This window comes from Methylomagnum sp. (assembly GCF_054333355.1).
The window spans coordinates 1-26586 of record NZ_JBTEKS010000015.1; the positions used below are offsets into that span (position 1 = coordinate 1).

Consider the following 26586-nt stretch of genomic DNA (forward strand, 5'->3'; position numbering starts at 1 on the left):
CCCCAGAGCAACGTCACCGGGCAAGCGGCGGCGAAAATCTACCGGGCCGGCAACCCCTCCATGACGCTCAATCCTTCGTCGGTAAGCCCGGTGGGCGGGTCGCAGCCCCATCAAAACATGCAGCCCTACCTGTGCGTCGATTTCATCATTTCCCTGTACGGGATATTCCCGTCGCCAACCTAAGAGATAAGCGTCATGGATCCTTTCGTAGCGGAAATCAGAATCTTCCCCTTCAACTTCGCACCCAAAGGCTGGGCGTTCTGCGACGGGCAACTCCTCCCCCTGTCGCAAAACACGGCGCTCTTCTCCCTGCTCGGCACCACCTACGGCGGGAACGGCAAGAGCAACTTCGCGTTGCCCGACCTTCAGGGCCGCGCCCCCATGCATCCGGGCCAGGGGCCGGGCTTGTCCCTGCACGACCTCGGGGAAACAGGCGGCTCGGACACCGTAAGCCTGCTGGAAAGCGAGATGCCCACCCACAGCCACACCATGGGTGCGCAGACGGTGCCATTGGGGTCTTTGCAAGCGCCGAGCGGGGCGACGTTCACCCGTCCCGCCAGCGGCAATTTATACAACGCCAACAACCCGACTATGGTTGCGATGTCCGATAACACGATTGCGCCTGTGGGTGGCGACCAACCCCACAACAACATGCAGCCTTATTTGACGCTGAATTTCTGCATCGCCATGCAAGGGGTATTTCCTCCGCGCACCTAGCCAACGCTAGGTTATCCAGAAAGCGGTAGTCCCTGTAAGCCATAGTCAAGTTGCATGAGTTTTTGAGTTATGAATTAGGGGCAGGTCAAACTGCCCCTATCTTTTTTCAGAAAAGCCCACCCAATCAATCCGCATTAAGCTTTATTCTAAATTGTATGCTCAGGCGAACAGTGGTTTTGAGATTAGCTCAATCTCTGGTTTTATTAATGCTGCTATCCCCCGCAACTTTACTGCTGGCCGCTGCCAGTATTCCACTTAGCCAATCCTTAAGCCACGCCAACTTCCTGACGTATAAGGGAGAAACCTTCTCCGTCTATACCCTAAGCGGCAAAGGCCCAAAAGTCGGCAAAGTAATCCCCCTGACCATCACCGAAGTTACCCCACTAAAACAGGACGCCAAGACGGAGCAATTCACCGTGGTATTTAAAGGTCCGTTGGATTATCCGTTGCAAAAAGCCGTCTATGCTTTTGAACGCCCCCCACGAACCGATACATTTGAGTTATTCTTAGAGCCAAATGGCTCCGACCGAAAATGGAGTTATTATCGGGCGTTATTCAATCTTTTAAAGTAATAGGGGCCAATTAAAGTGAGCGGCAACCCACAAAGGAGAAAGTTTATCAGGATAATGCTGGGGATTGCGGTGCTAGGTTATGCCGGGGGGTTAACAAGCGCCGTTCAAAAAACAATCGGCATCGGCAGAGTTAGCTTGAGAGGATCGTTAAGGTATGAAAAATTCGCCGCCCTGCTGGGAGAAACTTTCGCAGTGTCCAGCCTGGATACCAAGCTAGGCTATCGGGGGCGCTTGCAGTTGGTGGAGGCTAAAAAAGTCGTTTCCTCCGCTCAAACCGAGCAGTTCTCCCTGGTATTCATGGGGGCGGCGGGAGACGCGCTGGCCCAGGATACTTATCAAATGCGGCATCCCACGGCGGGCAAAGCCAATATTTTCCTACAGCCCTTTTGCAGCAATGGATGCAGTAACTATTACCAAGCTTGTTTCAACCTTTTGAGCTAACTCCGCCCAGGATAACCGATGCTATCTGCCAAACTCTCCGCCGCTTTGCCCGAAGGTTTCACGCTGCGTGTTGAAACCCCCGAGGATTTCGACTTTGTAACCAGCCTATATGCCAGCGTGCGCGAGGAAGAGTTATCGGTTTCGGGCTGGAGCGACGACAAGAAGCAGAGGTTTATTCGCTGGCAAAGCGGATTGCAGCGGGACCATTATCGGCGTCATTATCCCGATGCTTGGTTTTGGATACTGGAGCAAGCGGGTACGGCGATGGGCCGTCTCTATGTGGATTTGCGGGGGGACGAGCTTCGCCTCATGGAGATAACTTGGCTGACGGAATGGCGAAACCGTGGCCTGGGCACCGCGATTATTCGGATTTTAATGGATTTCGCCAGCGAGCAAGGATTGTTTGTCAGCCTGCATGTGGAGCCTAATAATCCGGCCCAAAGTCTTTATCGGCGTTTCGGATTCCAATTCGTCGAGGATCGCGGCGCCTATCAATTCCTGCATTGGCATCCGCCGGGCAAGCCTGATCAATAATTCGCGAGTCCACCGAAGCCCATGCCGGAAATGGTCGGCTTGGCGTACACAAGCCAACTAAATATAGGGATTCGATGTCGGACTCGCGCCGCCATCCCTCAATTGAAGATAATTTCAAACCGCATTCCTTCCTCGCAGGGACCGATGGGGACCATGAATAACGATAGCTCCCCTAGTTTGGGGTGTTCCAGGCTATACGTGCCTTGGGGGAAGCCCCATTCCGGGGGGGTTGCCAGCGTTAAGGTAAAAGGCGTATCAGAACGCATGGCGTGGGCGGCATGTTCCTTAATCTTCAGGATCTTCGGGCAGCATTGATAATTCCCGATGGTCAGCTTAAGGGAGCCGGGGTCGATCCCGGCAAAATCTCCGGCGGTAATTTTGTTCAGCATGTGGATACTCGCTTGCTCGATGAAATCAACAAGCCTGTTATTGTAAACGACATGGCCACTGGCGGGTTATGTCGCCCCCGCTTTGATAAACGGGCATTTCCTATCCGAGCCGGTTTATTTTCATGCGGGCTATCGGTTCGCGGCAATGGGGCAGGCCGTGCCTTTCCGTCAATCCACCGACATCGCCAGTCCTGCCTCCCCCCGGAATACCGCCAATAAAAAAGCCTTGCCGCTTTAGAGATTCGGGTCGATTAAGGATTCGACTAAATCTCTCAGCAACAAGGCTAGTATTTAAGGCATCCCCAATTAGGATACCTTGATTATTCTAAATTTCTGCGAACCGCTAAAACAAATCAGACTAACAAGTAGCGGCCCATTTTCAAATTAGGGCTTTGCGTTCCGCATCTGTTTCTCAACTTCTGCTTTCGATTCCTGGACAGCGCCGTTTTGCCAACCGCTGACTTCGTTTTCTCTAGCCTTCAGCAGGAATACACCGATGACAGCCGCGACGATAATTGCACCGATGTAGAGCCAAAAATTGTCTTTTTCTTGTTCCATTTTGTTTACCTCAACAGACGTTATTTGAATTTATAGCAGGGCGTCTTCGGGTGAGAAAAGATGCCCCATTGACCGTAACTAATGTTACGTTTGCGAGTGGAGCGCTGTCTGAAGCGCCTTTCCCACCGCACGGGGACTATTCTATGTACGTTAATAATCCTGTTCAAGGGTTGACCTCAAGTTTTTTTGATCAAGGGCGTTGAAATTTTATAAGTTATTGAAAATAAATGAGTCTAACGGCGGGCAAGAAGACCGGTAAGATGCGCCAAAACCCCTTGGCTGGCCATTTCCACCAATTCGAACACCCGGTCGAACTCAGATTCGTCGCAATTGTAGGGATCGGGCACATCGCGGACCTTGCTGCGCGGGGCGTAGTCGAGCAGCCGTCCGAGCTTATGGCGCTGGCTTTTCGGACACACGAAGCTGAGCATGTCGTGATTGTGCGCGTCCATGGCCAGGATGAGGTCGAACCGCTCGAAATCCGACCGAGCGACCCGCCGGGCGCGGAGGCCGCTGATGTCAATGCCCCGCGCCGCCATCACCCGCTGGGCGCGGCGGTCGGGCGGGGCGTTCGGGAAGTCGGCGTGGGTGCCCGCCGAATCAATCAACACCCGGTCACCGATGCCGGCGTCCTCCACCAGCTTTCTCAGCAATCCCTCGGCCATGGGCGAGCGGCAGATGTTGCCCATGCAGCACAGCAAAACTTTAATCTCACTCATTATTCAGCCTTGTCGTTAGTGTTCTCATTCGCCCATTTGCAGCAATAGCCCGCGCCGCCGGGCCACCCGGAACGCGGCCAGATACAGTAGCAAACCCGCCGCCAGATAAACCAGATTCAAGCCGACCGCCCACCAGAATTCCGTCATCGGGAAGACATGCTCCCGCGCCACGGCCCGCATTCCCTCGAACACATGGCTGGACGGCAGCGCCAGTCCCACGGGCCTAATCCAGTCAGGCAGCACCGACAGCGGGTAATAAACACCGCTGAACGGAGCCAAGGCGAAAATGACGGCCCAGGCCAGACCCTCCGCGCCCAGCCCATAGCGCAGCACCAAGGCCACCACCATCAGCCCGACCGACCAGCCCATCACCAGCAAGTTGGCGAAAAAGGCCAGCAAAGGCAGGCCCATGTCGAAGAGGGAATAGCGGTACAGCAAAATCGCCAAGCCCGCCGCGCCGCCGACCCCGATGGCTGTCCGCAGCAGGCTCACCGTCAGCAAGGCGGCGACCAGTTCCAACGGACGCAGCGGGCTGACGAACAGATGGCCGAGATTCCGGGAATACATTTCCTCAAAAAAAACCACCGACACGCCCAATTGCGCCCGGTACAGCACGTCCCACAGCAGCACCGCGCCAATCAAAAGCCCCGCGCCCTGCGCCACCCAGTCGCTCTGCCCGGCTAGGAAGCGGTTGATTAAGCCCCACAGGATCATCTGCACGGTGGGCCAGTACATCAATTCCAGCAGGCGCGGCCAGGAGCGGCGGAGCAGGTAGAGGTAGCGCGTCACCAGCGCGGCCACGCGATGCAGGCTATGAAGTAGGGGCATGGTCGTTATTCCAAGGGGCGGCGGGCGATGTCGATGAATACCTGTTCGAGTGTCTCCCGCCCGTATTTGCGCACCAAGCCCTCCGGCGTGTCCCGGTCCACCACGCGGCCTTGCTTGAGCATGACCACTTGGCCGCACAGCCGCTCCACCTCCTGCATGTTGTGGGAAGCCAGGAGCAGCGTGGCCCCGGTGCTACGCCGGTAGTCCTCCAGCCAGGTCCGCACCGTATCCGCCGACGCCGGGTCGAGGGAGGCCGTCGGTTCGTCCATCAGCAGCACCTCCGGCTCGTTCAGCAGCGCTTTCGCCAGCGACACACGGGTGCGCTGGCCCGCCGACAGGGAACCATAGTTGCGTTTCCATAGGGCTTGCAGGTCGAAAGTCTCGGCCAGTTGCCGCAAGCGCTGGGCGCGGCGGCGGACGCCATACAACCGGGCGTAGACATCCAGATTTTGTTCGACGGTCAGCCGGTGGGGCAGGTCCACGTAGGGCGAGGTGAAGTTCATCCGGGGCAGGGCGGCATAGCGGTTCCGCGCCATGTCCACACCCAGAATCCGAATGGTGCCGGAGGTCGGCAGCAGCAGGCCCAGCAGCATCGCCAGGGTGGTGGTCTTGCCCGCGCCGTTGCCGCCCAGCAGGGCGCAGCCGCTACCGGCGGGAACTTCGAAGGAAATGCCGTTCACGGCGGTGGATTCGCCGTAGCGTTTCACCAGTTGGCTGACTTCGATGGCGTATTTGCTCAAGGGATTGGCTTCCAAAAGCGAGGATTGAATTCGAAGCATACCCGCTTCCCGGTTCGTCGCCGATAGACCTTCCGGCGGGGCTTGGCGTTCGCTGGCAAGGTTTCCCGCTTTGCGACTAGAATCCCTTTATAAGCCAATGTTTCTAGGAGTGCAGCCATGAGTCGATTCAAACCCAAAGTTGTCGATACTCCCGCCGCCGACGGACAGCCCTTGTCCGTCACGGAGTCCTTGGAATCCACGGACGAATCCCGGATTGAGGGGGTTCCGCCGAATCCCGAAGCCGCCGCCGAGATCGAAGCCATCAGCCAGGAGCCGACGGCGCTCATCGTCGCCACCGCGCCCCATGGCGCCAACGAGGACAGCGACGAAGCCGCCTTGCCGCCCGCTTATCCGTACTCGAATCGGATGCGCCGCCGCGAGTACGAACGGAACAAGACGGAATTGCAGATCGAGTTGCTCAAGGTGCAAAGCTGGGTCAAGGAGACCGGGCAGCGGGTCATCGTCCTGTTCGAGGGCCGGGACGCGGCGGGGAAGGGCGGCACCATCAAGCGCTTCATGGAGCATCTCAACCCCCGTGGCGCACGGGTCGTGGCTTTGGAGAAACCCACCGAGACCGAGCGGGGCCAGTGGTATTTTCAGCGCTACGTGAGCCATTTTCCGACCGCCGGGGAAATGGTGTTTTTCGACCGCTCCTGGTACAACCGGGCCGGGGTGGAGCGGGTGATGGGCTTCTGCAAGCCGCTGGAATACCTGGAATTCCTGCGCCAGACGCCGCTGCTGGAGCGGATGCTGGTCAACAGCGGCATCCTGCTCTTCAAATACTGGTTCTCGGTGAGTCGTGACGAGCAGCTTCGCCGCTTCATTTCCCGCCGCGACGACCCGCTCAAGCATTGGAAGCTCAGCCCCATCGACATTAAATCGCTGGACCGTTGGGACGATTACACCGAGGCCAAGAAGGCCATGTTCTTCCACACCGACACCGCCGACGCGCCCTGGACGGTCATCAAGTCCGACGACAAGAAGCGGGCGCGGATCAACTGTATGCGGCACTTCCTGCATTCGCTGCCGTACCCGGACAAGAACCTGAAGGTCGCTGGCGAGCCGGATCATTTGCTGGTCGGTTCGGCCTCGCGGGTGTTGGAAATAGAGGAAAGGGTGCTGGATCAGTTTTGATGGCTGGTTGGCGCCATGGATGGCCCAACTGATCGAGTGGCAGGCAAATAGTGCCGCGAATCCAGGCAAATGTTTGGCTTTCGCAACCGTCCCGAATGGCGCGAAATACGCGCCGCATCCCGGACAGCTCAGGTAAGCCACTATGAAAACTAAAACGCCCATCGCCGCCGGTCCCACGCCTTGCCGGACGGAATTTCCAGATTTCAAACAGCCTTTGATGGCGCTCTCGTTGGTGGTCCTGCCCGGTCTGGCCGTCGCCGCCAACAGCCCGCCCGTGGCCGTGTCGGGCACGCTGACCACCTGGGAGGATGCCTCGAAAGCGATCACCCTCAACGCCAGCGACGCCAACCAAAATCCGCTGACGTTCAGCGTCGATGCCGCCTCCGCGCATGGTGGCACGGTGACATTGCAGGGGCGGCGAGCCATTTATACCCCGGCGACCAATTGGCGGGGCACCGATAGCTTCAGCTTCCGCGCCAACGACGGCCAAGCCGATTCCAATTCGGCGGTCATCACCGTCACCGTGAAACCCCTCAACGATCCGCCCACCGCCAGCCCCACCAGTGCCGTCACCGGACCGGGTGCGCCGGTGCTGATTCCCTTGAGCGGGGCCGATGTGGACGGCGACCCGGTGAGCTTCGCCGTCAAGACCCCGCCCGCCCATGGTCAGGCGCAAATTCTCGGCGGCACGGCCACCTACACGCCCCAGGCGGGTTATACCGGCCCGGACAGTTTCAGCTTCACCGCCTACGACGGCAAACTGCGCTCCCACCCGGCCACCGTCGGCCTCGATGTGCAGGCGTCGGCCTGTTCGGCCTGGACCAATCCCGCCACCTGGGGCGGCGCGGTGCCCGCGCCCGGCGCGGATTTGACCATCGCCGCCGGGCAGTGCGTGACCCTCGCCGGCAGCCCGCCGGAAATGGGCGGACTCACCATCCAGGGCCGCTTGGAATTCGCCGAGGCGGACATCGAACTGCGGGCCAAATGGATTTTGCTGGACCAGGGCGAACTGCACATCGGCAGCGCCGAACAGTCGTTCCAGCATCACGCCACGCTGACCCTGACCGACACGGACGCCGCCGCCAACCTCGGCGGCATGGGCACCCGTGGCCTGCTGGTGATGAATGGCGTTTTGGAACTGCACGGGGTGGCCCCGAGCGTCATATGGACCAAGATCAACCAGCACGCCCCCGCCAACGCCACCCAGCTCAGCTTGGAACAGGCGGTGGATTGGCAGGTGGGCGACGAGATCATCGTCGGGCCGACCGATTTCTACAGCCGCTCGGAAACCGAGCTGCATCAAGTCGCGGGGCTGGCCGGGCAGACCTTGAACTTGCAGAACCCGCTCACCGCCTCCCGCTGGGGGCTGCTGCAATACGCCACGCCCACCGGCCTGAGCCTGAGCGACGCCACGCTGGCGACGCCGCCCGCCGATCCCGCCTCGGGCAACACGCCCCTGGTGCTGGACGAGCGGGCCGAAGTGGCCAACCTCACCCGCCACATCGTCATCCAAGCCCCCGATGACACCCTGTGGCAGACGGCGGGCTTTGGGGCGCATCTGATGATCATGGGGCAGGACTCCCACGCCCATATCGACGGCGTGGAATTCCGCCGGGTCGGCCAGCGCGGCATCCTGGGCCGCTATCCCTACCACAGCCACCGCCGCAGCTATGTGGCGGGCGGGGCGGCGGTGGGCGACGTGACCGGGGATTACCTCCGCAATTCCAGCCTCCACCAGTCCACCAACCGCTGCATCACCATCCACGCCACCAACGGCCTGACGGTGCAGAACAATGTCTGCTACGACATCCAGGGCCATGGCGTCTTCTTCGAGGACGCGGTGGAGCGGCGCAATTTGGTGGAAGGCAATCTGATCATGCACGTCCGCAACCCGCCATTGCCCCCCGAGCAAGCCTTGAAGCTGCACGAACTGGCCGACTATCCGGGCCTGCGGAGCGGTTCCAGCGGGCTGTGGGTCAGCAACCCGGACAACACGGTGCGTAACAACGTCGCCGCCGACGCGCAAGGCTTCGGCCTGTGGATGGCCTTCCCACAACACCCGGTGGGGGCGAGCGCCGATGTCGCGCTGATTCCCCGCTTCATGCGCTTCGGCAATTTCGACGACAACACCACCCACTCCAACGCCAACGAAGGCACCATGTTCGACGAGTCGGAAACCGATGACCTGGGCAATTTGCAGATGCTGCAATATTTCTCGACCACCGCCGACGGGCTGGCTAACTTTAACTGGCCCATCGACCCGAATTTGCACCGCTTCAGCTTCAAGGGTCTCAAGACCTGGAAGAACGGCGTCAGCGGCCTGTGGAACCGGGTGACGTATGCGGACTACAGCGAGTTCGTGTCCGCCGACAACCACGGGCGCTATTTCGCCGGGGCGGGCGCGGGCGGTGTCATCACCCGGTCGTTGGTGGTGGGCACCAGTCTCAATAACCCCACCGAGCGCCCGTTCCGGGACTGGTATGGCGCGGAGGTGGCGTTCGCCAGTTACCACAGCGGCTTCGACATTCACCACAACATCGCCATGCACTTCCCGCTGAACACCGCCTATCCCAACGTCGGCGGCGGTCGCAGCGGGGTGTTCGACACCTCCGACTATTACCTCCGCCCGGTGGAGAAGGGGCAAATCCGCAACGTCAACAACCTCATCATCGACAGCCATCCCGGCTTCCGGGCCGTGGCCGAATTCCCCCATTACAAGCTGGCGGGGGCGCTGTGGGATCCGCAAGGGGTGTGGGGTCCGGCCAATAATTGGAGCGTCTACGACCTGCCGTTCTTCACCCACAATGCCCAATGCCAGCCCGGCAGCGCGGCGGGCGGGGCCAGTTGCGACGGCGATTATTACGGCGCGCAGTTCTTCGTGGTGAACCGGCAGGGCGAGCCTTACGACGCCCAGATGGAGATCGACGTCAGCCGCTATGGCGAGGCCGCCCCCCATCCGCTGGTGGATACCTGGCATATCAACAGCGGCGTGGGGCAATCGCCCTTCCCCAACATGCGCCATTTCGCGGCCCGCGACGGCGGCCTGTTCCTGCTGGATTTTCCGGGGTACGTCTCGCCCGAAGTGGTGAACGTGCGGGATGTGAGTTTCCAGGTGGAGAACATGCTCACCCAGGACAGCACGGTGGTCGTTGGGGTGCGGTTCTCGGGGGCGCTGCCGGTGCGGGTCGCGGCGACCACGTATAACCCCAACGGCCTCACCAATGTGGATTGCGTCCCCAGCACCGTGTACTGCCGTTCTTATCAGGCGGTGGAGTCGCTGGCGGCGGTCATCGCCTCGCCGGGCGAGACCTTCTGGCAGGACACCGAGAATCAGGTGGTCTGGATGAAGCTTCGCGGTGGCCTGGAGGATTCCTACGTCGCCCCGGAAGACCTGCTGCCGTTCAGCGAGGCCACGATGTATGAGGCGATCAATCTGCGGATACAGCAGATTCCCGCCCATGTCCCGCCCGCCAATTAACTGGCCCGCCGCAGGCCGGGCTTAAGCCCGGCCTGCGAGGCATCCAAATGATTATAAAGAGGATTTCTCCATGAACACAGCGCATCGCCGCCACTGGTCCGCCTTGCCGCTGGCGGGCTTGCTTTTGAATTTTTCCGCCCCGGTAGCCGCCGACCTAATCAGCCATCCCGGCGGGATGGTCTACGACACCGGCCTCGGCGTCACTTGGTTGCAAGACGCCAACGCCTTCTTCACGGCGGCGGAAACCAACCCCAGCCTAGTCGCCGACATCATCGCCGCTAATGGGGGCGTCATCCACGACACCCCGAATAATTACGATACTCCCGCCGACGGCGGCGCTTACACGCTCAGTGCCGGGGACTTCAATACCGCCACCGGCCATATGAGTTGGTGGGGCGCGCAAGCCTGGGTGGGCTATCTCAATAGCGTCAATCACCAGGGCTACAACGACTGGCGGCTACCCAGTGCCGATCCCGTGGCGGATGTCGGGTATGGCAATACCAGCGAGTTGGGGCATTTGTTTTATGACGAATTGGGCGGGGTGTCCGACCAGCCCATCGACGCCACCCATAATGGCAATTACAGCCTGTTGAGCAACGTCGAGTCCTATGTCTATTGGTTCGCCACGGAGAATGCCGCTTATCCCGGCGAATCTTGGGTGTTCGACACCTCTATCGGCTATCAAGACGGCTATGTGAAGGTCAGCCAGTTCGGCGCATGGGTCGTGCGTACCGGCGATGTCGCCGCTGTGCCGCTTCCGGCGACGGTGTGGCTATTTGGCAGTGCGCTGACTGGGCTGTGTGTGGTGCGGCGGCGCGGGCGACTTGGTGCTTGAGTCCCGCCGATGCTTATGAGGAATGTGATGCTGAGCCGGGTAGCGGCAGGCATGAGTACATGCCCGACCTACATAATTTCATAATCCAGCCACATCATCTCGTAGCGGGAATTTTTCGAGGTCGTGATGGCAATCGAGACGGATGCAGACTTATTCGACTTGGCGCGGGAAGCGGGCACCGCCTTGACGGCGGCGGGCCTGATGCTAATCACGGCGGAATCCTGCACCGGCGGCTGGATCGCCCAGTGCGTGACCGACATCGCGGGCAGTTCCGGCTGGTTCGACCGGGGCTTCGTGGTCTACAGCAACGCGGCGAAAATCGAACTGCTGGGCGTAAGCCCCGCCATCATCGACGCCCACGGCGCGGCCAGCGAAGCCACCGTGCGGGCCATGGTTGCGGGGGCATTGCGGGAAGACCGGGCGCGGCTGGCCGTCGCGGTGAGCGGCATCGCCGGACCCTCCGGCGGCACGTCCGACAAGCCGGTGGGCACGGTGTGGCTGGCCTGGCAAAGGCAAGGCAGCGAATGCCGCACGCGCATGGAATGCTTCAATGGCGACCGCCCGGCGGTGCGGCGGCAGGCGGTGGCGGTAGCCTTGCGGGGCGTGGTCGATGCCTGCCGCGAGTGAGAAAACATCGGCCCGCCTGTTCTTCGCGCTGTGGCCCGACGACGCGGTGCGCTCGCGGTTGATTGGCGTCGTGGATTCGCTCCGGCGGACGGTCGGCGGCAACTGGGTGAGGCCGGACAATTGGCACATCACATTGGCCTTCCTGGGCGAAGTGGACGCCGCCCGCTGGCCCGAACTCCACCGCCTCGGCACCGAAACGGTGGGGCAGAGCTTCACCCTAGAACTCGACCGTATGCAATTCTGGCCGCGCAACGGCATCGTCTGTCTTGCGTCTCGCGAGACTCCCCCGGCTCTGGCGGGATTGGCGGCGGATTTGGGGAAGCGGCTGCGCGGCGCGGGCTTCGCCATCGAGTCGCGGTCTTATAAAGCCCATCTGACCTTGGCGCGAAAGGGCCAATCCGACCGGGCTTCGCGGCCACTCGACGAGCCCGTGATTTGGAATCCCCACTCTTTTTGCCTGATGGAATCCCGGCTGGATCGGGATGGCCCCATCTATATCCAGCACGAATCCTGGCCTCTGCCAGTCCCCAAGGCTATCGCCGCCGGGGCGTCTATGACATAATTACCCAATCTTTTACAAAGACTTATTGAAAATCAAGCGGATGGACGAGAACAAACGGAAAGCTTTGGGCGCGGCGCTCACGCAGATCGAAAAGCAGTTCGGCAAGGGTTCCGTCATGCGGATGGGCGACATGCCCTCGGTGCGGGATATTGATGTGGTTCCCACGGGTTCCTTAACGCTGGACATTGCCCTTGGCTGCGGTGGCCTGCCCCGTGGTCGCGTCGTCGAGATTTACGGCCCGGAATCCTCGGGCAAAACCACCCTGACCCTGGAGGTCATCGCCCAGGTGCAAAAGCTGGGGGGCGTGGCCGCGTTCATCGACGCCGAACACGCGCTGGATCCGACCTACGCCGAGAAAATCGGCGTCAATCTGGATGAACTGTTGGTCTCCCAGCCCGATACCGGCGAGCAAGCGCTGGAAATCGCCGACATGCTGGTGCGTTCCGGCGGTGTGGACATTGTCGTGGTGGACTCGGTGGCGGCGCTGACGCCCAAGGCGGAAATCGAAGGCGAAATGGGTGATGCTCATGTGGGCTTACAGGCCCGCCTGATGTCCCAAGCGCTGCGTAAGCTCACCGCCAATATCAAGCGCTCCAACACCATCGTCATCTTCATCAACCAGATTCGCATGAAGATCGGCGTCATGTTCGGCAGCCCCGAAACCACCACGGGCGGCAACGCGCTTAAGTTCTACGCCTCGATCCGGCTGGATATTCGCCGGCTCGGTGCCATCAAGAACGGCGACGAAATAGTCGGCAACGAGACCCGCGTGAAGGTGGTCAAGAACAAACTGGCTCCGCCGTTCCGCAATGCCGATTTCGAAATCCTCTACGGTGAGGGCGTATCCCATGAGGGCGAGTTGATCGACCTGGGCGTGGCCCACGACATCATCCAGAAATCCGGCTCTTGGTACAGCTATGGCGGCGAGCGCATCGGCCAAGGCAAGGACAATGTGCGGAAATTATTGAAGGAGCGGCCCGAGATGGCCGACGCCATTGAAGTGAAGGTCCGCGAAAAAGCCCTCGCCGGATTATCGGGGTCAGCCCGCAACGCGACAGCGGACGACGCGGTTGAGGAGGCCGAGTTCTGAGTGAATCCCCCGACGTGCGGCGGGCCGTGGAGACGGCCTGCCTGCGTTATCTGTCCCGCCGCGAATATGGCCGCGACGAATTGCGGCGCAAACTGCTGGCGAAAGCTTTCCCCGAAGCCCTGATTGATGAAGTCCTGGCGGATTTAATCCGCGAGGGGCTGCAAAGCGATGCCCGTTTTGCGGAAGTTTTTGCCCGCGACCGCGTGCAAAAGGGCTGTGGCCCTTATCGGATCAACCGCGAATTGCGGGAGCGTGGGATTGAAAGCGGGGATGGCCCTGATTTGGCGGAGACTGATTGGGATAGTCTCATTGAAAAGGTTTACGTAAAACGCTTCGGGGAGTCTACCCCCGAGTCGTTGCCCGAGCGGGCGGCGCGGGAGCGCTTCCTGGTTGGGCGGGGCTTCGGGCGGGATCACATCCGCCGACTGTTCCGCCGCCTGCGTGAAGGGCGGAAAAATGGTGGCTGGAATGTCTAACAAGCCGTTCATGCTTCGATATTTCAGTACGAACGGCTTGTTAGACATTCCCCTTTGTAGGGGAAGCGCTCCTGGTGCTGTTCGCCCTGAGGTATCGAAGGGTGAGCGGGGCCAGGAACGCTCAACCGCCGCTTTGAAATGAATGACTAAGCAAGAACAACACACTGACGGCACCGCTATGACCAGTTCGGAATTGCGCTTCTTATTCTTGAAATTCTTCGAGGAACGGGGCCACGCGATTGTTTCCTCCAGCCCGTTGATTCCCGCCAACGACCCGACGCTGTTGTTCACCAACGCCGGGATGGTGCAATTCAAGGACGTGTTCCTAGGCCGGGACGAACGCCCCTATGTGCGGGCCGCGTCCTCGCAGCGCTGCGTCCGGGCGGGCGGCAAGCACAACGATCTGGAAAACGTCGGCTATACCGCTCGTCATCACACCTTCTTCGAGATGCTGGGTAATTTCAGCTTCGGCGATTACTTCAAGCGCGACGCCATCCGTTACGCCTGGGAATTCCTGACCGGGGTACTTGCCATCCCGCCGCAGCGCTTGTGGATCACGGTCTACGATCAGGACCAGGAAGCCGCTGACATTTGGCTGAACGATGTGGGCATCGACCCGAACCGCTTCTCCCGCATCGGCACCAAGGACAATTTCTGGAGCATGGGCGACACTGGCCCCTGCGGTCCCTGCACCGAAATTTTCTACGACCACGGCGCACACATCCCCGGCGGTCCGCCCGGTTCGCCCGATGAAGACGGCGACCGCTACATCGAGATTTGGAATCTTGTGTTCATGCAGTACGACCGCTCGGCGGACGGCACGCTGATGCCATTGCCCAAGCCTTCGGTGGATACTGGCATGGGTTTGGAGCGCATCGCGGCGGTGGCGCAGGGCGTTCATAGCAATTACGACATCGATCTGTTCTGCACCCTGGTGCGGGCGGCGGCGGATTTGGCCGGTCTCGACGGTACCGACAATAGCTCGTTGCGGGTATTGGCCGACCACATCCGTTCCTGTGCGTTCCTGATTACCGATGGCGTGCTGCCCTCCAACGAGGGGCGCGGCTATGTGCTGCGGCGCATCATCCGCCGGGCCGTTCGCCACGGCTACAAGCTGGGCATCCGGGACGCCTTCTTCCACAAGCTGGTGGCCCCACTCTGCCAGGAAATGGGCGCGGCCTATCCCGAGTTGGCGGCGGCGCGGCCCATGGTCGAGCAAGTGCTACGCAAGGAAGAGGAGCGCTTCGCCGAGACCTTGGAACAAGGCATGAAGATTCTGGAGTCCCACCTCAAGGGCTTGAGCGGCGGCACCATTCCCGGCGAAACCGTGTTCCAGCTTTACGATACCTACGGCTTCCCGGTCGATCTGACCGCCGACATCGCCCGCGAGCATGGACTGGTGCCGGACTTGGCTGGTTTCGAAACCGCCATGACGGCCCAGCGGGAGCGGGCACGCGCCGCCAGTCATTTCGCCGTCGATTACTCCAATGACGTGCAGTTGGACGTGCATTGCGAGTTCACCGGCTACAGTCACACAACCGACGAGTCGTCCATCGTGGCCTTGCTCAAGGACGGCCAGGCCGTCGAGCAATTGGGCGAAGGTGACGAAGGCGTCGTGATTCTGGCGAAAACGCCGTTCTACGGTGAATCCGGCGGTCAGGCCGGGGACCGGGGCGTGCTGCGTTCGGGCGATGCGTTGTTTGAAGTGCGCGACACCCAAAAGCAGGGCGGCGCGGTGTTCATGCACATTGGTCGGGTGGTCCGGGGCGCGTTCGCTACCGGCGCCGAATGCTTGGCAGACGTCGATGGCGAAGCCCGCAACGCCACCGCGTTGAATCACTCCGCGACCCACTTGCTGCACGCGGCCTTGCGGCGGATTCTCGGTGAGCATGTGGCGCAGAAAGGTTCGTTGGTCAACACGCAGCGGCTACGCTTCGACTTTTCTCATTTCGAACCGATCAACCCGGAGCAACTGGAAACCATCGAACGCTTGGTGAATCAGCAAATCCGCGTCAACAGTCCGGTTTACGCGGATGTCATGGCGAAGGATGAGGCCATGAAGGCCGGCGCCATGGCTTTGTTCGGCGAGAAATACGGCGACGAGGTGCGGGTGCTACGCATCGGCGATTTCTCCACCGAGTTGTGCGGCGGCACCCATATCGAGCGGGCGGGTGACATCGGCCTGTTCAAGATCGTCAGCGAATCCGGCGTGGCGGCGGGCGTGCGGCGCATCGAGGCGTTGACCGGCGAAGCCGCCTACGATTGGATTAAATCCGGCGAACGGTTGGTGCAGTCCTTGGGCGAGCGGGTCAAAGCCGGACGCGACGGGCTGGAGGACAAGGTTCAGCAATTGCTCGACCGCAACCGCGCCCTGGAAAAAGAGCTGGACCGGCTCAAGGGCAAGCTCGCCAGCGCGTCCGGCGACGATCTGGCCTCGCAGGCGGTCGAAATTGGCGGCGTGAAAGTATTGGCGGCCAAGATCGAGGAAACCGACGCCAAGGGCTTGCGCGATTTGGTCGATCAACTCAGGAACAAGCTGGGCAGCGCGGCCATTGTGCTGGGTACGGTGAAGGACGGCAAAGTCAGCCTGATTGCGGGCGTGACCCCGGATCAAACCAGTCGCATCAAGGCGGGCGAGTTGGTCAATGCGGTGGCTACCCAGGTCGGCGGTAAAGGTGGCGGTCGACCCGATTTGGCCCAAGCGGGCGGCACGGACCCCTCCAAATTAGAAGCGGCATTGCACAGCGTGCCGGATTGGGTGCGGCAGCGCACGGCGTAATTTTGAAAGCAGCAAGACGAAAAGATGGCCCTATACGTACATAAATACGGCGGCACCTCGGTCGGCAACGTCGAGCGTATCAAGCATGTCGCCGATAATGTGGTTAAAGCCCGGCAACGCGGCGAGGATGTGGTGGTGGTCGTGTCCGCCATGAGCGGGGAGACCAACCGCTTGGTGGCGCTGGCCCATGAGGCCCAGGAGCGGCCCGATCCCCGCGAGTTGGATGTGTTGATGTCCACCGGCGAGCAAGTGACCATTGCCCTGTTGGCAATGGCGCTACGGCAACGCGGCTTCGAGGCATGTTCTTACACCGGCGGACAGGTTCGGATCATTACGGATCGCGCCCACACCAAGGCGCGTATTCAGAACATCGACACCGACCGCATCCGGGGTGAACTCGCCGCCGGTAAGGTCGTGGTGGTGGCCGGATTCCAAGGCATTACCGAGGGCGGCGACATTACGACGCTGGGGCGGGGTGGCTCCGACACGACGGCGGTGGCGCTGGCGGCGGCGCTCAAGGCGGATGAATGCTTGATCTACACCGATGTGGACGGCGTCTATACCACCGACCCGCGCATCGAACCGAAGGCCCGCCGCTTGGTCCGGATTACCTTTGAGGAAATGCTGGAAATGGCCAGCCTCGGTTCCAAGGTTTTGCAGATTCGCTCGGTGGAGTTCGCGGGCAAGTACAATGTTCCCCTGCGGGTGCTTTCCAGCTTCAAGGAAGGTGTCGGCACATTGATTAGTTACGAGGAAGATAGTGTGGAAAAGCCATTGATTTCCGGTATCGCGTTCAATCGCGACGAGGCCAAGCTGACGGTTCTGGGTGTGCCGGATCGGCCTGGAATCGCTCACAAGATTCTTGGAGCCATCGCGGGTGCCAATATCGAAGTGGACATGATCGTGCAGAATGTCGGCCAGGATGCCACCACCGATTTCACGTTCACAGTGAACCGCGCTGAATATAGGAAGGCTTTGGAGATTTTGAACGGTGTTTGCGCCGAACTGGGCGCTCGTGAAGTGATTGGTAACGCCGCTATCGTCAAGGTATCGCTGGTGGGCGTTGGGATGCGGTCTCATGCTGGCATCGCGGCTAGGATGTTTGAGGCCCTGGCGAAGGAGGCCATCAATATCCAAATGATTTCGACCTCGGAAATCAAGGTTTCGGTGGTTTTGAATGAGAAATATTTGGAGCTGGCGGTGCGTACATTGCACGAGGCTTTCCATCTCGACAAGGCACCGGATGAAGGCGAATAAAATTTTCCTAGGAATGGGGTGAAGGTGATATAATGCGCGGCTCGTATGGCGTCTCTAGATTGGATTGGCGCTACGGCGGACACCGCGTTACTTCTCGATAGGTTTGCGAGCCCAGAAAGGAAGGATTTATGTTGATATTGACTCGTAGGGTCGGCGAGACTCTAATGATTGGGGATGATGTAACAGTTACCGTGTTAGGGGTTAAAGGTAACCAGGTTCGTATCGGGGTGAACGCGCCAAAAGAGGTTTCTGTGCATCGGGAAGAAATCTACGAGCGGATCAAGCGGGAGCAGCAAATCCAACCCAGCGAAAAAACTGCTGAGTCTGCGGATTAAGTCGTTTATAATCGGAGTTGTTTCGGAGAGATGGCCGAGAGGCTGAAGGCGCTCCCCTGCTAAGGGAGTATAGGGCTTAAAACTCTATCGAGGGTTCGAATCCCTCTCTCTCCGCCATCCGAACATCTGTTCGGGTGGTCAAAGGTAGCCTTAATAAAGTTGTTCTAGCCCGCCAAAATTAGGGGAATAACTTGGTTCCCCTTGCTGTCCTAATCCGATTGTCAAAGCTGTTGTTTGCTGATAGCCAGGATTCTTAATTCTGTCCCAGTCGGCTAGGCTTAAAGCATGGCCGTATCATAATATTGATCGAGGAATATTGATGGTCACTATTCGTTTGTCCCGTGGCGGTGCCAAAAAGCGCCCCTTTTATCATGTGGTCGTTACTGATAGCCGCTCCAAGAGAGATGGCCGCTATATCGAGCGGGTCGGTTTTTTCAATCCGATTGCTTCGGGTAAAGCTGAGCGGCTGTTGTTGAATGAAGAGCGGATTCAATACTGGTTGGGACACGGCGCTCAAACCACTGATCGGGTCCATAGCCTAATTAAAGAGTTTAGCAAGCGCCCCACCGCGCCAGTCGCAGCTTAAGACAGACGGGTGTTCCTGCTGCGTGTCTCGATTTGTCACAGCCGGTGAAATTTTAGGGGCGTATGGCGTGAAAGGCTGGGTAAAAGTCCAGTCGCACACAGAACCCCCTGAGAACATTCTAAGATATTCCCCTTGGATTCTTGACCAGGAAAATCAGGGCAAGGAGTATCGAGTAATTGATGGAAAGCGGCATGGCAATGTGGTGATAGCCCGATTAGAGGGCGTTGCCGATAGAGATCAAGCCGCTTTGTTGCAACGGCAGATAGTTTCGGTTTCCAGAAATCAGTTCGCGCCGCTGAAACGGGGCCAATACTATTGGGCTGACTTGATTGGCCTAGAAGTCCGAACCGTGGACGGAGTCGTATTAGGTGACGTGGCGGACATGATGGAAACTGGCGCTAACGATGTCATGGAAGTACACGGCGACCATGAGCGTCTAATTCCATTCGTCATTGGCGAGTTCGTCAAAGAAGTGCAGATCGACGAGGGATTCATAATCGTCGATTGGGATCCCGAGTTTTAGGGAATTAGTCGGGTGCGTTTCGATGTCGTCACCCTGTTTCCTGAGATGGTGGAAAGTGCCGCAAGGCATGGCGTTACCGGACGGGCAATAGAGCGAGAAATCGTCAGTTTGCGCTGTTGGAACCCACGCGATTTTACCCGCGACCGGCATCGAACTGTAGATGACCGTCCCTTTGGGGGCGGGCCGGGCATGGTGATGAAAGTGGCACCACTGCGGGATACCATCCGAGCCGCACGATCCGATTCGGACTTGTCGGCTAAGGCGATTTATTTGAGTCCGCAGGGTCAGCTGCTCGATCAAAAAGCGATAAGCCGTTTTTCCTCGTGTCCACGCTTGATTCTGGTCGCGGGAAGATACGAAGGCATTGATGAGCGTCTGATTGAGACCGAAATCGACGAAGAGTGGTCCATCGGCGATTACGTGTTAAGTGGTGGAGAATTGGCGGTTTTGGTGCTGTTTGACGCCGTGGCCCGATTGTTGCCGGGTGTGCTGGGTCACACCGAGTCGGCTGTTCAGGATTCGCATGTAGCCGGTTTGCTGGATTGTCCGCACTACACCCGCCCCGAAGAAGTGGATGGCAAAGGTGTGCCAAGTATCCTGCAATCAGGCAATCATGCCGCCATCGCTCGTTGGCGCTTGAAGCAGTCCTTGGGTCGAACTTGGCTTAGGCGACCGGATTTGTTGGCGAAGCTTCAACTTGATGCTGGGCAGCAAGCGTTGCTTGAAGAATTCCAAAAAGAGTTTTCTGTCGGAAAGAATTGAGAAAAGGTAATCAGCAATGTCGAACATCATTCAACAACTTGAAGCGGAATGGATGAGCCACAAAACGATTCCGTCCTTTGGCCCGGGCGACACCGTAGTGGTTCAGGTAAAGGTAAAGGAAGGTAATCGCGAGCGCTTGCAGGCCTATGAAGGCGTGGTTATCGCCAAGCGCAACCGTGGCTACAACTCCGCTTTCACCGTGCGGAAAATCTCCAATGGCGAGGGCGTGGAGCGCGTGTTCCAGACCTACAGCCCGCAGGTTCAGGAGATCGTGGTGAAGCGCCGTGGCGATGTGCGCCGCGCCAAGCTTTACTATCTGCGTGATCGCACCGGCAAGGCGGCCCGCATCAAAGAGAAAATCTAATCGGGATGCGGCGCGGCAGGCCGCTATCGGATAGAACTTCGCAACGGGCAGCCTCGGCTGCCCGTTGTGCGTCTCCGGGATAGAGATTTGTTGGTATGTCAGCATCCGCGATGGATAAAGAGACTGAACCCCGGAATACAGGCTTGATTGCCGCCCCTTTTGGCGGATTGCGACTGCTCGTCGAGGGTGATGAGTTGGTCGCCATGGAATTCGAGTCGGAATTCACTAGCGAAACGGTCCCCGCCAACCCGATTCTTGAAATGGCGGCATATCAATTGGCCCGCTACTTCAAAGACCCGCGCACAGAATTCTCGCTGCCATTGCGGCTAACGGGCACGGACTATACCCGCCGGGTCTGGAGCGCCCTCGTCCAAATCCCCCCAGGCATGGCCGAAACTTACGGCGCTCTTGCTAAAAAGCTAAGCAGCGGTCCCCGCGCTATCGCGGCGGCGTGCCGCGCCAACGCTTTCCCCATCATCATTCCTTGCCACCGCGTGGTGTCCGCGACAGGATTGGGCGGCTACAGCGGACAAATCGCCGGGCCCATGCTCGACATCAAGCACTGGCTGCTAAACCATGAAGGCTACCGGCTCGACTGAACCAGACGCCAGCGCGGCGGATTCGGACTTGATCCGGCGGTTCACCGACGCGCTGTGGATCGAGGAGGGCTTAAGCGAAAATACCCAAAAGGCTTACGGCAGCGACCTCGCCCACTTCGCCGCGTGGCTCGCCGTCCGCCAGGCCACGTTGACCGATGTGGATTCCGGCATGATCGAAGCCTACCTCGCCGAGAAATACCGCCGCAAAGCCAGCGGGCGCAGCACCGCCCGTTTGCTGTCTAGTCTTCGCAAGTTCTATCTTTTCCTGATTCGGGAAGGCTATTTGGAGGAAGATCCCACGCTGGTGATCGAACCGCCGCAGATAGGCCGACCGCTGCCGAAAACCCTGACCGAAGGCGACGTGGAAGCGCTGCTCAATGCGCCGGATGCGGATGATCCCCTGGGCTGCCGTGACCGGGCCATGCTGGAACTCCTTTACGCCACGGGCCTCAGGGTGAGCGAACTGGTGAGCCTGCGTCTGGACCAGATCAATCTGCGCCAAGGCGTGGTGCGGGTGGTGGGCAAAGGCCGCAAAGACCGCTTGGTGCCCTTGGGCGAAGAAGCCGAAGAATGGCTAGGCCATTATTTCAGGCTGGCCCGGCCCGTCATCCTGAGGGGGCGGCACAGCGATGATTTGTTCGTCACCGAGCGGGGCGCGGCCATGACCCGGCAAGCATTCTGGTATCTTATCAAGCGCCACGCCTTACAGGCCGGGGTACGCAAGCCCCTGTCGCCCCACACCTTGCGCCATGCCTTCGCGACCCATTTGCTTAACCACGGCGCCGACCTCCGGGTGGTGCAGATGTTATTAGGGCATAGCGATTTGTCCAGCACTCAGATATATACTCACGTCGCCCAAGAACGCCTCAAGGATTTGCACGCCCGCTGCCATCCACGCGGCTGACCTCAACCCGTTATTTTTCTCGCAAGCATCGTCATGATTCATCCCACCGCTTACATTGCCCCGGCGGCCGAACTGGGCGCGAACGTCACCGTCGGCCCCTTCGCCGTGATCGAGGGACCGTGCCGGATCGACGAGGGCTGCCAGGTCGGCGCCCATGCCGTGATCCATCCTTATGTGCGGATGGGCAAGGACAACCAAGTGCATCCCCACGCGGTGCTGGGTGGTTTGCCGCAGGATTTGGGGTTCGACCCCGCCACCGAAACCTGGCTGGAGATTGGCGACGGCAACGTGTTCCGCGAGGGCGTCACCCTTAACCGCGCCACCAAGCCGGGTCAATCCACCCGCCTCGGCTCCCACAATTACCTGATGAACAACAGCCACGTCGGCCATGATTGCGCCCTGGGCGACCGCAACATCTTCGCCAGCGGTGCCACCTTGGGCGGGCATGTTCAGGTCGGCGACCGGGTGTTCTTCGGTGGCGGCGTCATGGTTCATCAATTCTGCCGCATCGGCAGCCTCGCCATCCTGCAAGGTTTGGCGGGCATCAATAAGGATGTGATCCCGTACACTCTGGTGGGCGGTCGGCCCGGCAAACACTACCGCTTAAACTTGGTGGGAATGCGCCGGGCGGGCATCGACGGCGAGCGCCTGAAAGCCGTTTCGGCGGCCTATCGACGCCTGCGGAATAAGCAAAGCCTGGACGATCTACCCGACACGCCGGAATTGGCCTATCTGCGCGGGTGGCTGGCGGCGGGATCCAAGCGGGGTGGCAATCTGGGCTTCATTGAGGCCCGTGGCCGCGACGAAGACTGAGCCGGGGCTGGAGAAAACGTTTCATTTGATCGCCCTCACCCCAACCCTCTCCCAGGGGGAGAGGGGGCAAGATGTTCAGTTTGTGGCTGAACGCAGTATATACATACCCCTTTTCCTGCCGGAGATTAAGACATGAAACCATTGCGCTGCGCGGTCATCGGGGTTGGCTATTTGGGCAAGTTCCACGCGGAGAAATACGCGGCCCTACCTGACTGCGAATTGGTGGCGGTCGCGGACCCGGACGCTAGCGCGGCCCAAGCCGTCGCGGCGAAGACCGGTGCCCGCGCCATCGCCGATTATCGGGAGCTGCTCGGGCGGGTGGACGCGGTCAGCATCGTCGTGCCCACCAGCCTGCACCATCAGGTGGCGAAGGATTTTCTGTTGGCGGGCGCCCATGTCCTGGTGGAAAAGCCCATCACCGTGACGGTGGAAGAGGCCGACGAACTCATCGACATCGCCAAGCGCGGCCAGCTCGTGTTGATGGTCGGCCATTTGGAGCGCTTCAACGCGGCGGTGCTGGGACTCGATTTGAGCGAGGACAAGCCCATCTTCATCGAATCCCACCGGCTCGCCCCCTTCAAGCCCCGCGCCAACGATGTCAGTGTGGTGCTGGACCTGATGATCCACGACATCGACATCATTCTCGACCTCATGGATTGCGAATTGGAGCGCATCGACGCCAAGGGCGTGCCGGTCCTGACCAGCGACATCGACATCGCCAACGCCCGCCTCGCCTTCAAGAACGGCAACGTCGCCAACGTGACCGCCAGCCGGGTGAGCCTCAAGGTCGAGCGCAAGATGCGGATGTTCATGCCCAACTGCTATGTGTCGGTGGATTTCCAGAATCGGGCGCTGACCCGCCACCGCAGGGGCCAGGGCGAAATGTTCCCCGGCATTCCTGAGATTCTCAGCGAGGAATCCGTGTTCGAGAACGGCGACGCCTTGCTGGAAGAAATCCGTCACTTTGTCGCCTGTGTCCGCGAAGGTCGAGAGCCGTTGGTTTCCGGCCAGGCGGGTCGGCGGGCGCTGGCGACGGCTATCGAAATCACCCGCTTGTTGAAAGCCGGTTAGAGTGGTGCCTGTGTGGTGAATGAATCCGAGACCAGTCGGCGGCAGAAGACGCTGAAACCCATTTGGCGGGGCAGGCCGGTGGAAGTCGAATTCGGCTATCAGCGCCGGGACGGCAAGAAGTCGTTCCGCCGGGTGTTGCTGAGCAAAGTGCTGGAGGACGATAGCGAGCGCTTGTTTCTGCTTGGGTTTTGCAGCAAGCGGCAGCGGGATCGGGTTTTCTCGATGGAAGGACTCACCACCAATATCCGGTTCCATGGCGAAAACTATAGTCCCGAAGAATTCGTTTCCGAGATGCTGATCGGCGGGAAAGCAGCGTTCGTAATAAAGGAAGATGCCGCCGAGAGTTCGGAGTGGTCGTGGCCCATGCTGGCGGTGGCGGCAACCGTGGTTTTGATGGCCTTAGGGGGCGGGGGCTATTGGTATTTTGGTATGCGTGGCGCGGCGTCGTCACCCGAACCCGGGGCGGGATTAACGGCTTCCACGCCGGAGTCCAATGCCTCGCCGCCGCCCTCGGCCATGGATACGGTGGAAACCCGTATTCCGGTGGTTGACGACAGCACGGTAAACGATTTCATTTACCGATTTGCCCTGGATTATACCGATTTGGGCACGAAGCTTTTGCAAGGCTATTACCGATTTGAAAAAAACCATGATTTTGATGGTTTCGAGACATTTAAAACCATGGAATGGCTCCCGGAGTATCAAGCCAAGCAGATGTATTATAACGCGGTACAGGAAAGGAATTGGGAGTATATGTTCTATCATGGCCTGACCCAGTTGACCACGGATTTCTTGGAAATGATTCCGTCCTCAAACGATTTGTGGTTTGTCCTGAAAAATCTCGACGACGCCAAGCTGGCGGTCGTACGCAACCGATTCTTGCGGGTGAAAAGCACGCTGGAGGAGCTGGATAAGAAACGCAACCTAAACCTCGGCCAAGTGCTTGGCGATTTTCAGGTGCGTTGACCTTTGATGGTTGTCATAGATACCGATACCCCAGGTGGTAAAGCGATTTTGCTCCCTCTCCCTACGGGAGAGGGCTGGGGTGAGTACGATCAAACACCGCTTTCCTTCCACCGCTATCTATATTCACGTAGGGTGGGTATTTATCCGCACCCGCCGGACTTTCCACCGCCTTATGAATCGGTGGACATACTTACCCGCTTACTCCATTTGTTAATGCCCAAGGGAGCGCCGATTCCATGATTCCAATGGTTGATTTGAAAACCCAATATGTCCGGCTCAAGCCCGAAATAGACGCGGCGGTCCAAGACGTATTGGAAAGCTGCGCCTTCGTGCTTGGACCCAACGTCAAGGCGTTTGAGGACGAAGCCGCCGCTTACGTGGGCGCGAAACACGCCATCGGTTGCGCATCCGGCACCGACGCCCTGCATCTGGCTTTGCGGGCGCTGGGCGTAGGGGAGGGCGATGAGGTCATTACTTCGGCCTTCACCTTCATCGCCACGGCGGAAGCCATCCGCTATGTGGGCGCCAAGCCGGTGTTCGTGGACATCGACCCCCGCACGTTCAACATCATCCCGGCGGCGGTGGAAGCCGCCATCACGCCCAAGACCAAGGCGGTCATGCCGGTGCATCTATTCGGCCAGCCGGTGGACATGGCGGGGATGTCGGCGCTGTGCGAAAAGCACGGTCTCTTGCTGGTCGAGGATTGCGCCCAGTCCTTTGGCGCGTCCATTCAGGGGCGGCAGACCGGCGGCATCGGCGTCGCCGCTGGATTCAGCTTTTTCCCCAGCAAGAACCTGGGCTGTTATGGCGATGGCGGACTCGTCACGACTCAATCGGACGAAGTGGCGGCGAAGGTGAAAGTGCTGCGCAACCACGGCTCCGAAGTGCGGTACTACCACGACGTGGTGGGCTACAACAGCCGCTTGGACGAAATCCAAGCCGCCATTCTGCGGGTGAAGCTGCGCCACATCGAAGAATTCAACGCCGGTCGCCGCCGCGCCGCTCATTTGTACTCGGCACTGATGGCCGACCTGCCGCTGGAAACGCCCCACGAGGACGGTCTCGGCGTCCACGTTTACCATCAGTACACCCTGCTCAGCGACCGCCGCGACGCCCTCATGGCCGCGCTGCAACAGGCTGGCATCGCCTGCGCCATCTATTACCCAGTGCCCCTGCACCAGCAGAATGTGTTCGCCGCCGATTGTGCGGGCGTCAGCCTGCCGGTCACGGAATCCGTGGCGGCGCGTTGCCTGTCCCTGCCCATCTATCCCGAGTTGGAAGAGGCCGACATCCGCCGCGTCGTCGCCGTCATCCGCGCCGCCCTGAATGGCTGAACACGCGCCCCTGGTGATGCTGTCCGCCGGGGAAGCCTCCGGCGACCGGCACGCCGCCAGTCTGTTTCTGGAATTGAAGAAGCTCGTGCCCGGCGTCCGAGGGATCGGCATGGGCGGCACAGCCCTGCGGGAGGCGGGGGTGGAGTTGTGCTTTGATTCCTCCGGCATCGGCGTCATCGGCCTTGCCGAAGTGGCCCGGCATTACGGGGAAATCCGGGGGGCGCTGGCGCTCATGAAGCGGGTGGCCCGCGAGCGAAAGCCCGACCTGCTCATCTGTGTCGATTACAAGGAATTCAATTTCCGCCTCGCCAAAGCCGCGAAAGCCTGTGGCATCAAGGTGTTGTTTTACGTCAGCCCGCAGGTGTGGGCGTGGCGGCCGGGCCGGGTGAAGAGTTATGGCCGGATCATCGACCACATGGCGGTGATTTTTCCCTTCGAGGTGCCGTTCTACGAGGCGTATCAAGTGCCGGTGACGTACGTCGGGCATCCGTTGGCGGGCAAGGTGAGAACGGCCCTGGACCGGGAAACGGCCTTGGAACAGCGCGGCTTGGCGG

The 26586-nt window shown here is 59.8% G+C and carries 31 protein-coding genes and 1 tRNA gene; 27 read left to right on the forward strand and 5 right to left on the reverse strand.

All coding sequences use genetic code 11. The annotated features are described in order from the left end of the window. The 5 genes from ACXWUF_RS02545 to ACXWUF_RS02565 form a co-directional block, all read left to right on the forward strand. The coding region (locus ACXWUF_RS02545; protein WP_458493082.1) for a phage tail protein at window positions 1-183 on the forward strand (183 nt) is incomplete at its 5' end. 12 nt (window positions 184-195) lie between these two features. Further along, window positions 196-717 carry a phage tail protein gene (locus ACXWUF_RS02550; RefSeq protein WP_458493083.1) on the forward strand — a complete coding sequence of 174 codons (522 nt, stop codon included), beginning with the start codon at window positions 196-198 and terminating at the stop codon, window positions 715-717. Between the two features lie 62 nt (window positions 718-779). Continuing rightward, on the forward strand, window positions 780-1289 hold the full coding sequence (locus tag ACXWUF_RS02555; protein ID WP_458493084.1) for a DUF6916 family protein: 510 nt from the start codon (window positions 780-782) through the stop codon (window positions 1287-1289). A gap of 15 nt (window positions 1290-1304) precedes the next feature. Then, the gene (locus tag ACXWUF_RS02560; RefSeq protein WP_458493085.1) at window positions 1305-1730 is read left to right on the forward strand and encodes a DUF6916 family protein; all 426 of its coding nucleotides are present in this window, start codon (window positions 1305-1307) and stop codon (window positions 1728-1730) included. Between the two features lie 18 nt (window positions 1731-1748). Next, window positions 1749-2264 (forward strand): GNAT family N-acetyltransferase, encoded by a 516-nt coding sequence (locus tag ACXWUF_RS02565; RefSeq protein WP_458493086.1) that lies wholly within the window; start codon window positions 1749-1751, stop codon window positions 2262-2264. 98 nt (window positions 2265-2362) lie between these two features. On the opposite strand, the gene ACXWUF_RS02570 is transcribed toward ACXWUF_RS02565, so the two are convergent. From ACXWUF_RS02570 to ACXWUF_RS02590, 5 genes are all read right to left on the reverse strand, one after another. Next, window positions 2363-2653: a DUF6916 family protein gene (locus ACXWUF_RS02570; RefSeq protein ID WP_458493087.1), complete on the reverse strand. Its 291-nt coding sequence runs from the start codon at window positions 2651-2653 to the stop codon at window positions 2363-2365. Between the two features lie 384 nt (window positions 2654-3037). Next, window positions 3038-3211 carry a hypothetical protein gene (locus ACXWUF_RS02575; protein ID WP_458493088.1) on the reverse strand — a complete coding sequence of 58 codons (174 nt, stop codon included), beginning with the start codon at window positions 3209-3211 and terminating at the stop codon, window positions 3038-3040. 233 nt (window positions 3212-3444) lie between these two features. Continuing rightward, window positions 3445-3930, reverse strand: coding sequence for a low molecular weight protein-tyrosine-phosphatase (locus tag ACXWUF_RS02580; protein ID WP_458493089.1), 486 nt, complete (start codon window positions 3928-3930; stop codon window positions 3445-3447). Between the two features lie 24 nt (window positions 3931-3954). After that, complete coding sequence (locus tag ACXWUF_RS02585) at window positions 3955-4758, reverse strand: ABC transporter permease (RefSeq protein ID WP_458493090.1); 804 nt, start codon at window positions 4756-4758, stop codon at window positions 3955-3957. Window positions 4759-4763: 5 nt separating this feature from the next. Further along, window positions 4764-5537, reverse strand: coding sequence for an ABC transporter ATP-binding protein (locus ACXWUF_RS02590; RefSeq protein WP_458493091.1), 774 nt, complete (start codon window positions 5535-5537; stop codon window positions 4764-4766). A 117-nt stretch (window positions 5538-5654) separates the two neighbouring features. Between ACXWUF_RS02590 and ppk2 the strand changes: the two genes are divergently transcribed. The 22 genes from ppk2 to ACXWUF_RS02700 all read left to right on the forward strand — a co-directional run. Then, window positions 5655-6671 carry a polyphosphate kinase 2 gene (gene ppk2, locus ACXWUF_RS02595; RefSeq protein WP_458493092.1) on the forward strand — a complete coding sequence of 339 codons (1017 nt, stop codon included), beginning with the start codon at window positions 5655-5657 and terminating at the stop codon, window positions 6669-6671. Between the two features lie 142 nt (window positions 6672-6813). Further along, window positions 6814-10149: an Ig-like domain-containing protein gene (locus ACXWUF_RS02600; protein ID WP_458493093.1), complete on the forward strand. Its 3336-nt coding sequence runs from the start codon at window positions 6814-6816 to the stop codon at window positions 10147-10149. Between the two features lie 70 nt (window positions 10150-10219). Further along, window positions 10220-10984: an Lcl domain-containing protein gene (locus ACXWUF_RS02605; RefSeq protein ID WP_458493094.1), complete on the forward strand. Its 765-nt coding sequence runs from the start codon at window positions 10220-10222 to the stop codon at window positions 10982-10984. Between the two features lie 126 nt (window positions 10985-11110). Then, window positions 11111-11611 carry a nicotinamide-nucleotide amidohydrolase family protein gene (locus tag ACXWUF_RS02610; protein WP_458493095.1) on the forward strand — a complete coding sequence of 167 codons (501 nt, stop codon included), beginning with the start codon at window positions 11111-11113 and terminating at the stop codon, window positions 11609-11611. Beyond that, window positions 11595-12173 carry an RNA 2',3'-cyclic phosphodiesterase gene (gene thpR / locus ACXWUF_RS02615; RefSeq protein ID WP_458493096.1) on the forward strand — a complete coding sequence of 193 codons (579 nt, stop codon included), beginning with the start codon at window positions 11595-11597 and terminating at the stop codon, window positions 12171-12173. The genes ACXWUF_RS02610 and thpR overlap by 17 nt, the downstream gene beginning before the upstream one ends. 40 nt (window positions 12174-12213) lie before the next feature. Beyond that, window positions 12214-13263, forward strand: a complete 1050-nt coding sequence (gene recA, locus ACXWUF_RS02620) for a recombinase RecA (protein ID WP_458493097.1) — start codon at window positions 12214-12216, stop codon at window positions 13261-13263. Window positions 13264-13277: 14 nt separating this feature from the next. Beyond that, window positions 13278-13739, forward strand: a complete 462-nt coding sequence (locus ACXWUF_RS02625) for a regulatory protein RecX (RefSeq protein WP_458493098.1) — start codon at window positions 13278-13280, stop codon at window positions 13737-13739. A gap of 178 nt (window positions 13740-13917) precedes the next feature. After that, complete coding sequence (gene alaS, locus ACXWUF_RS02630; RefSeq protein ID WP_458493112.1) at window positions 13918-16518, forward strand: alanine--tRNA ligase; 2601 nt, start codon at window positions 13918-13920, stop codon at window positions 16516-16518. 24 nt (window positions 16519-16542) lie between these two features. Continuing rightward, window positions 16543-17775: an aspartate kinase gene (locus tag ACXWUF_RS02635; RefSeq protein WP_458493099.1), complete on the forward strand. Its 1233-nt coding sequence runs from the start codon at window positions 16543-16545 to the stop codon at window positions 17773-17775. 128 nt (window positions 17776-17903) lie between these two features. After that, window positions 17904-18110 carry a carbon storage regulator CsrA gene (gene csrA, locus ACXWUF_RS02640; RefSeq protein ID WP_458493100.1) on the forward strand — a complete coding sequence of 69 codons (207 nt, stop codon included), beginning with the start codon at window positions 17904-17906 and terminating at the stop codon, window positions 18108-18110. A 24-nt stretch (window positions 18111-18134) separates the two neighbouring features. Beyond that, window positions 18135-18227, forward strand: a tRNA-Ser gene (locus ACXWUF_RS02645). A gap of 202 nt (window positions 18228-18429) precedes the next feature. After that, the gene (gene rpsP / locus ACXWUF_RS02650; RefSeq protein WP_458493101.1) at window positions 18430-18696 is read left to right on the forward strand and encodes a 30S ribosomal protein S16; all 267 of its coding nucleotides are present in this window, start codon (window positions 18430-18432) and stop codon (window positions 18694-18696) included. Between the two features lie 22 nt (window positions 18697-18718). Further along, window positions 18719-19219 (forward strand): ribosome maturation factor RimM, encoded by a 501-nt coding sequence (gene rimM / locus ACXWUF_RS02655; protein WP_458493102.1) that lies wholly within the window; start codon window positions 18719-18721, stop codon window positions 19217-19219. A 12-nt stretch (window positions 19220-19231) separates the two neighbouring features. Next, a complete protein-coding gene (gene trmD / locus ACXWUF_RS02660; protein WP_458493103.1) occupies window positions 19232-19981 on the forward strand; it encodes a tRNA (guanosine(37)-N1)-methyltransferase TrmD in 750 nt (249 codons plus the stop codon). A 16-nt stretch (window positions 19982-19997) separates the two neighbouring features. Continuing rightward, the gene (gene rplS / locus ACXWUF_RS02665; protein ID WP_458493104.1) at window positions 19998-20345 is read left to right on the forward strand and encodes a 50S ribosomal protein L19; all 348 of its coding nucleotides are present in this window, start codon (window positions 19998-20000) and stop codon (window positions 20343-20345) included. 143 nt (window positions 20346-20488) lie between these two features. Beyond that, window positions 20489-20944, forward strand: a complete 456-nt coding sequence (locus ACXWUF_RS02670) for a methylated-DNA--[protein]-cysteine S-methyltransferase (RefSeq protein ID WP_458493105.1) — start codon at window positions 20489-20491, stop codon at window positions 20942-20944. Continuing rightward, a complete protein-coding gene (gene xerD, locus ACXWUF_RS02675) occupies window positions 20922-21848 on the forward strand; it encodes a site-specific tyrosine recombinase XerD (protein ID WP_458493106.1) in 927 nt (308 codons plus the stop codon). The genes ACXWUF_RS02670 and xerD overlap by 23 nt, the downstream gene beginning before the upstream one ends. A gap of 33 nt (window positions 21849-21881) precedes the next feature. Beyond that, window positions 21882-22661, forward strand: a complete 780-nt coding sequence (gene lpxA, locus ACXWUF_RS02680) for an acyl-ACP--UDP-N-acetylglucosamine O-acyltransferase (RefSeq protein ID WP_458493107.1) — start codon at window positions 21882-21884, stop codon at window positions 22659-22661. A gap of 132 nt (window positions 22662-22793) precedes the next feature. After that, window positions 22794-23732 carry a Gfo/Idh/MocA family oxidoreductase gene (locus ACXWUF_RS02685; RefSeq protein ID WP_458493108.1) on the forward strand — a complete coding sequence of 313 codons (939 nt, stop codon included), beginning with the start codon at window positions 22794-22796 and terminating at the stop codon, window positions 23730-23732. A gap of 135 nt (window positions 23733-23867) precedes the next feature. After that, window positions 23868-24698: a hypothetical protein gene (locus tag ACXWUF_RS02690; protein WP_458493109.1), complete on the forward strand. Its 831-nt coding sequence runs from the start codon at window positions 23868-23870 to the stop codon at window positions 24696-24698. A gap of 236 nt (window positions 24699-24934) precedes the next feature. Further along, the gene (locus tag ACXWUF_RS02695; RefSeq protein ID WP_458493110.1) at window positions 24935-26032 is read left to right on the forward strand and encodes a DegT/DnrJ/EryC1/StrS family aminotransferase; all 1098 of its coding nucleotides are present in this window, start codon (window positions 24935-24937) and stop codon (window positions 26030-26032) included. Next, window positions 26025-26586 (forward strand): lipid-A-disaccharide synthase (locus ACXWUF_RS02700; RefSeq protein WP_458493111.1); only part of this gene is annotated, 562 nt, incomplete at its 3' end. The genes ACXWUF_RS02695 and ACXWUF_RS02700, both read left to right, overlap by 8 nt.

Bases quoted from the DNA above. Each gene is read 5' to 3' on its own strand.
- ACXWUF_RS02550 (WP_458493083.1), top strand. From the start codon at position 196: ATGGATCCTTTCGTAGCGGAAATCAGAATCTTCCCCTTCAACTTCGCA.
- ACXWUF_RS02565 (WP_458493086.1), top strand. From the start codon at position 1,749: ATGCTATCTGCCAAACTCTCCGCCGCTTTGCCCGAAGGTTTCACGCTG.
- ACXWUF_RS02570 (WP_458493087.1), bottom strand. From the start codon at position 2,653: ATGCTGAACAAAATTACCGCCGGAGATTTTGCCGGGATCGACCCCGGC.
- ACXWUF_RS02575 (WP_458493088.1), bottom strand. From the start codon at position 3,211: ATGGAACAAGAAAAAGACAATTTTTGGCTCTACATCGGTGCAATTATC.
- ACXWUF_RS02580 (WP_458493089.1), bottom strand. From the start codon at position 3,930: ATGAGTGAGATTAAAGTTTTGCTGTGCTGCATGGGCAACATCTGCCGC.
- ACXWUF_RS02585 (WP_458493090.1), bottom strand. From the start codon at position 4,758: ATGCCCCTACTTCATAGCCTGCATCGCGTGGCCGCGCTGGTGACGCGC.
- ACXWUF_RS02590 (WP_458493091.1), bottom strand. From the start codon at position 5,537: ATGCTTCGAATTCAATCCTCGCTTTTGGAAGCCAATCCCTTGAGCAAA.
- ppk2 (WP_458493092.1), top strand. From the start codon at position 5,655: ATGAGTCGATTCAAACCCAAAGTTGTCGATACTCCCGCCGCCGACGGA.
- ACXWUF_RS02600 (WP_458493093.1), top strand. From the start codon at position 6,814: ATGAAAACTAAAACGCCCATCGCCGCCGGTCCCACGCCTTGCCGGACG.
- ACXWUF_RS02605 (WP_458493094.1), top strand. From the start codon at position 10,220: ATGAACACAGCGCATCGCCGCCACTGGTCCGCCTTGCCGCTGGCGGGC.
- ACXWUF_RS02610 (WP_458493095.1), top strand. From the start codon at position 11,111: ATGGCAATCGAGACGGATGCAGACTTATTCGACTTGGCGCGGGAAGCG.
- thpR (WP_458493096.1), top strand. From the start codon at position 11,595: ATGCCTGCCGCGAGTGAGAAAACATCGGCCCGCCTGTTCTTCGCGCTG.
- recA (WP_458493097.1), top strand. From the start codon at position 12,214: ATGGACGAGAACAAACGGAAAGCTTTGGGCGCGGCGCTCACGCAGATC.
- alaS (WP_458493112.1), top strand. From the start codon at position 13,918: ATGACCAGTTCGGAATTGCGCTTCTTATTCTTGAAATTCTTCGAGGAA.
- ACXWUF_RS02635 (WP_458493099.1), top strand. From the start codon at position 16,543: ATGGCCCTATACGTACATAAATACGGCGGCACCTCGGTCGGCAACGTC.
- csrA (WP_458493100.1), top strand. From the start codon at position 17,904: ATGTTGATATTGACTCGTAGGGTCGGCGAGACTCTAATGATTGGGGAT.
- rpsP (WP_458493101.1), top strand. From the start codon at position 18,430: ATGGTCACTATTCGTTTGTCCCGTGGCGGTGCCAAAAAGCGCCCCTTT.
- rplS (WP_458493104.1), top strand. From the start codon at position 19,998: ATGTCGAACATCATTCAACAACTTGAAGCGGAATGGATGAGCCACAAA.
- xerD (WP_458493106.1), top strand. From the start codon at position 20,922: ATGAAGGCTACCGGCTCGACTGAACCAGACGCCAGCGCGGCGGATTCG.
- lpxA (WP_458493107.1), top strand. From the start codon at position 21,882: ATGATTCATCCCACCGCTTACATTGCCCCGGCGGCCGAACTGGGCGCG.
- ACXWUF_RS02685 (WP_458493108.1), top strand. From the start codon at position 22,794: ATGAAACCATTGCGCTGCGCGGTCATCGGGGTTGGCTATTTGGGCAAG.
- ACXWUF_RS02695 (WP_458493110.1), top strand. From the start codon at position 24,935: ATGATTCCAATGGTTGATTTGAAAACCCAATATGTCCGGCTCAAGCCC.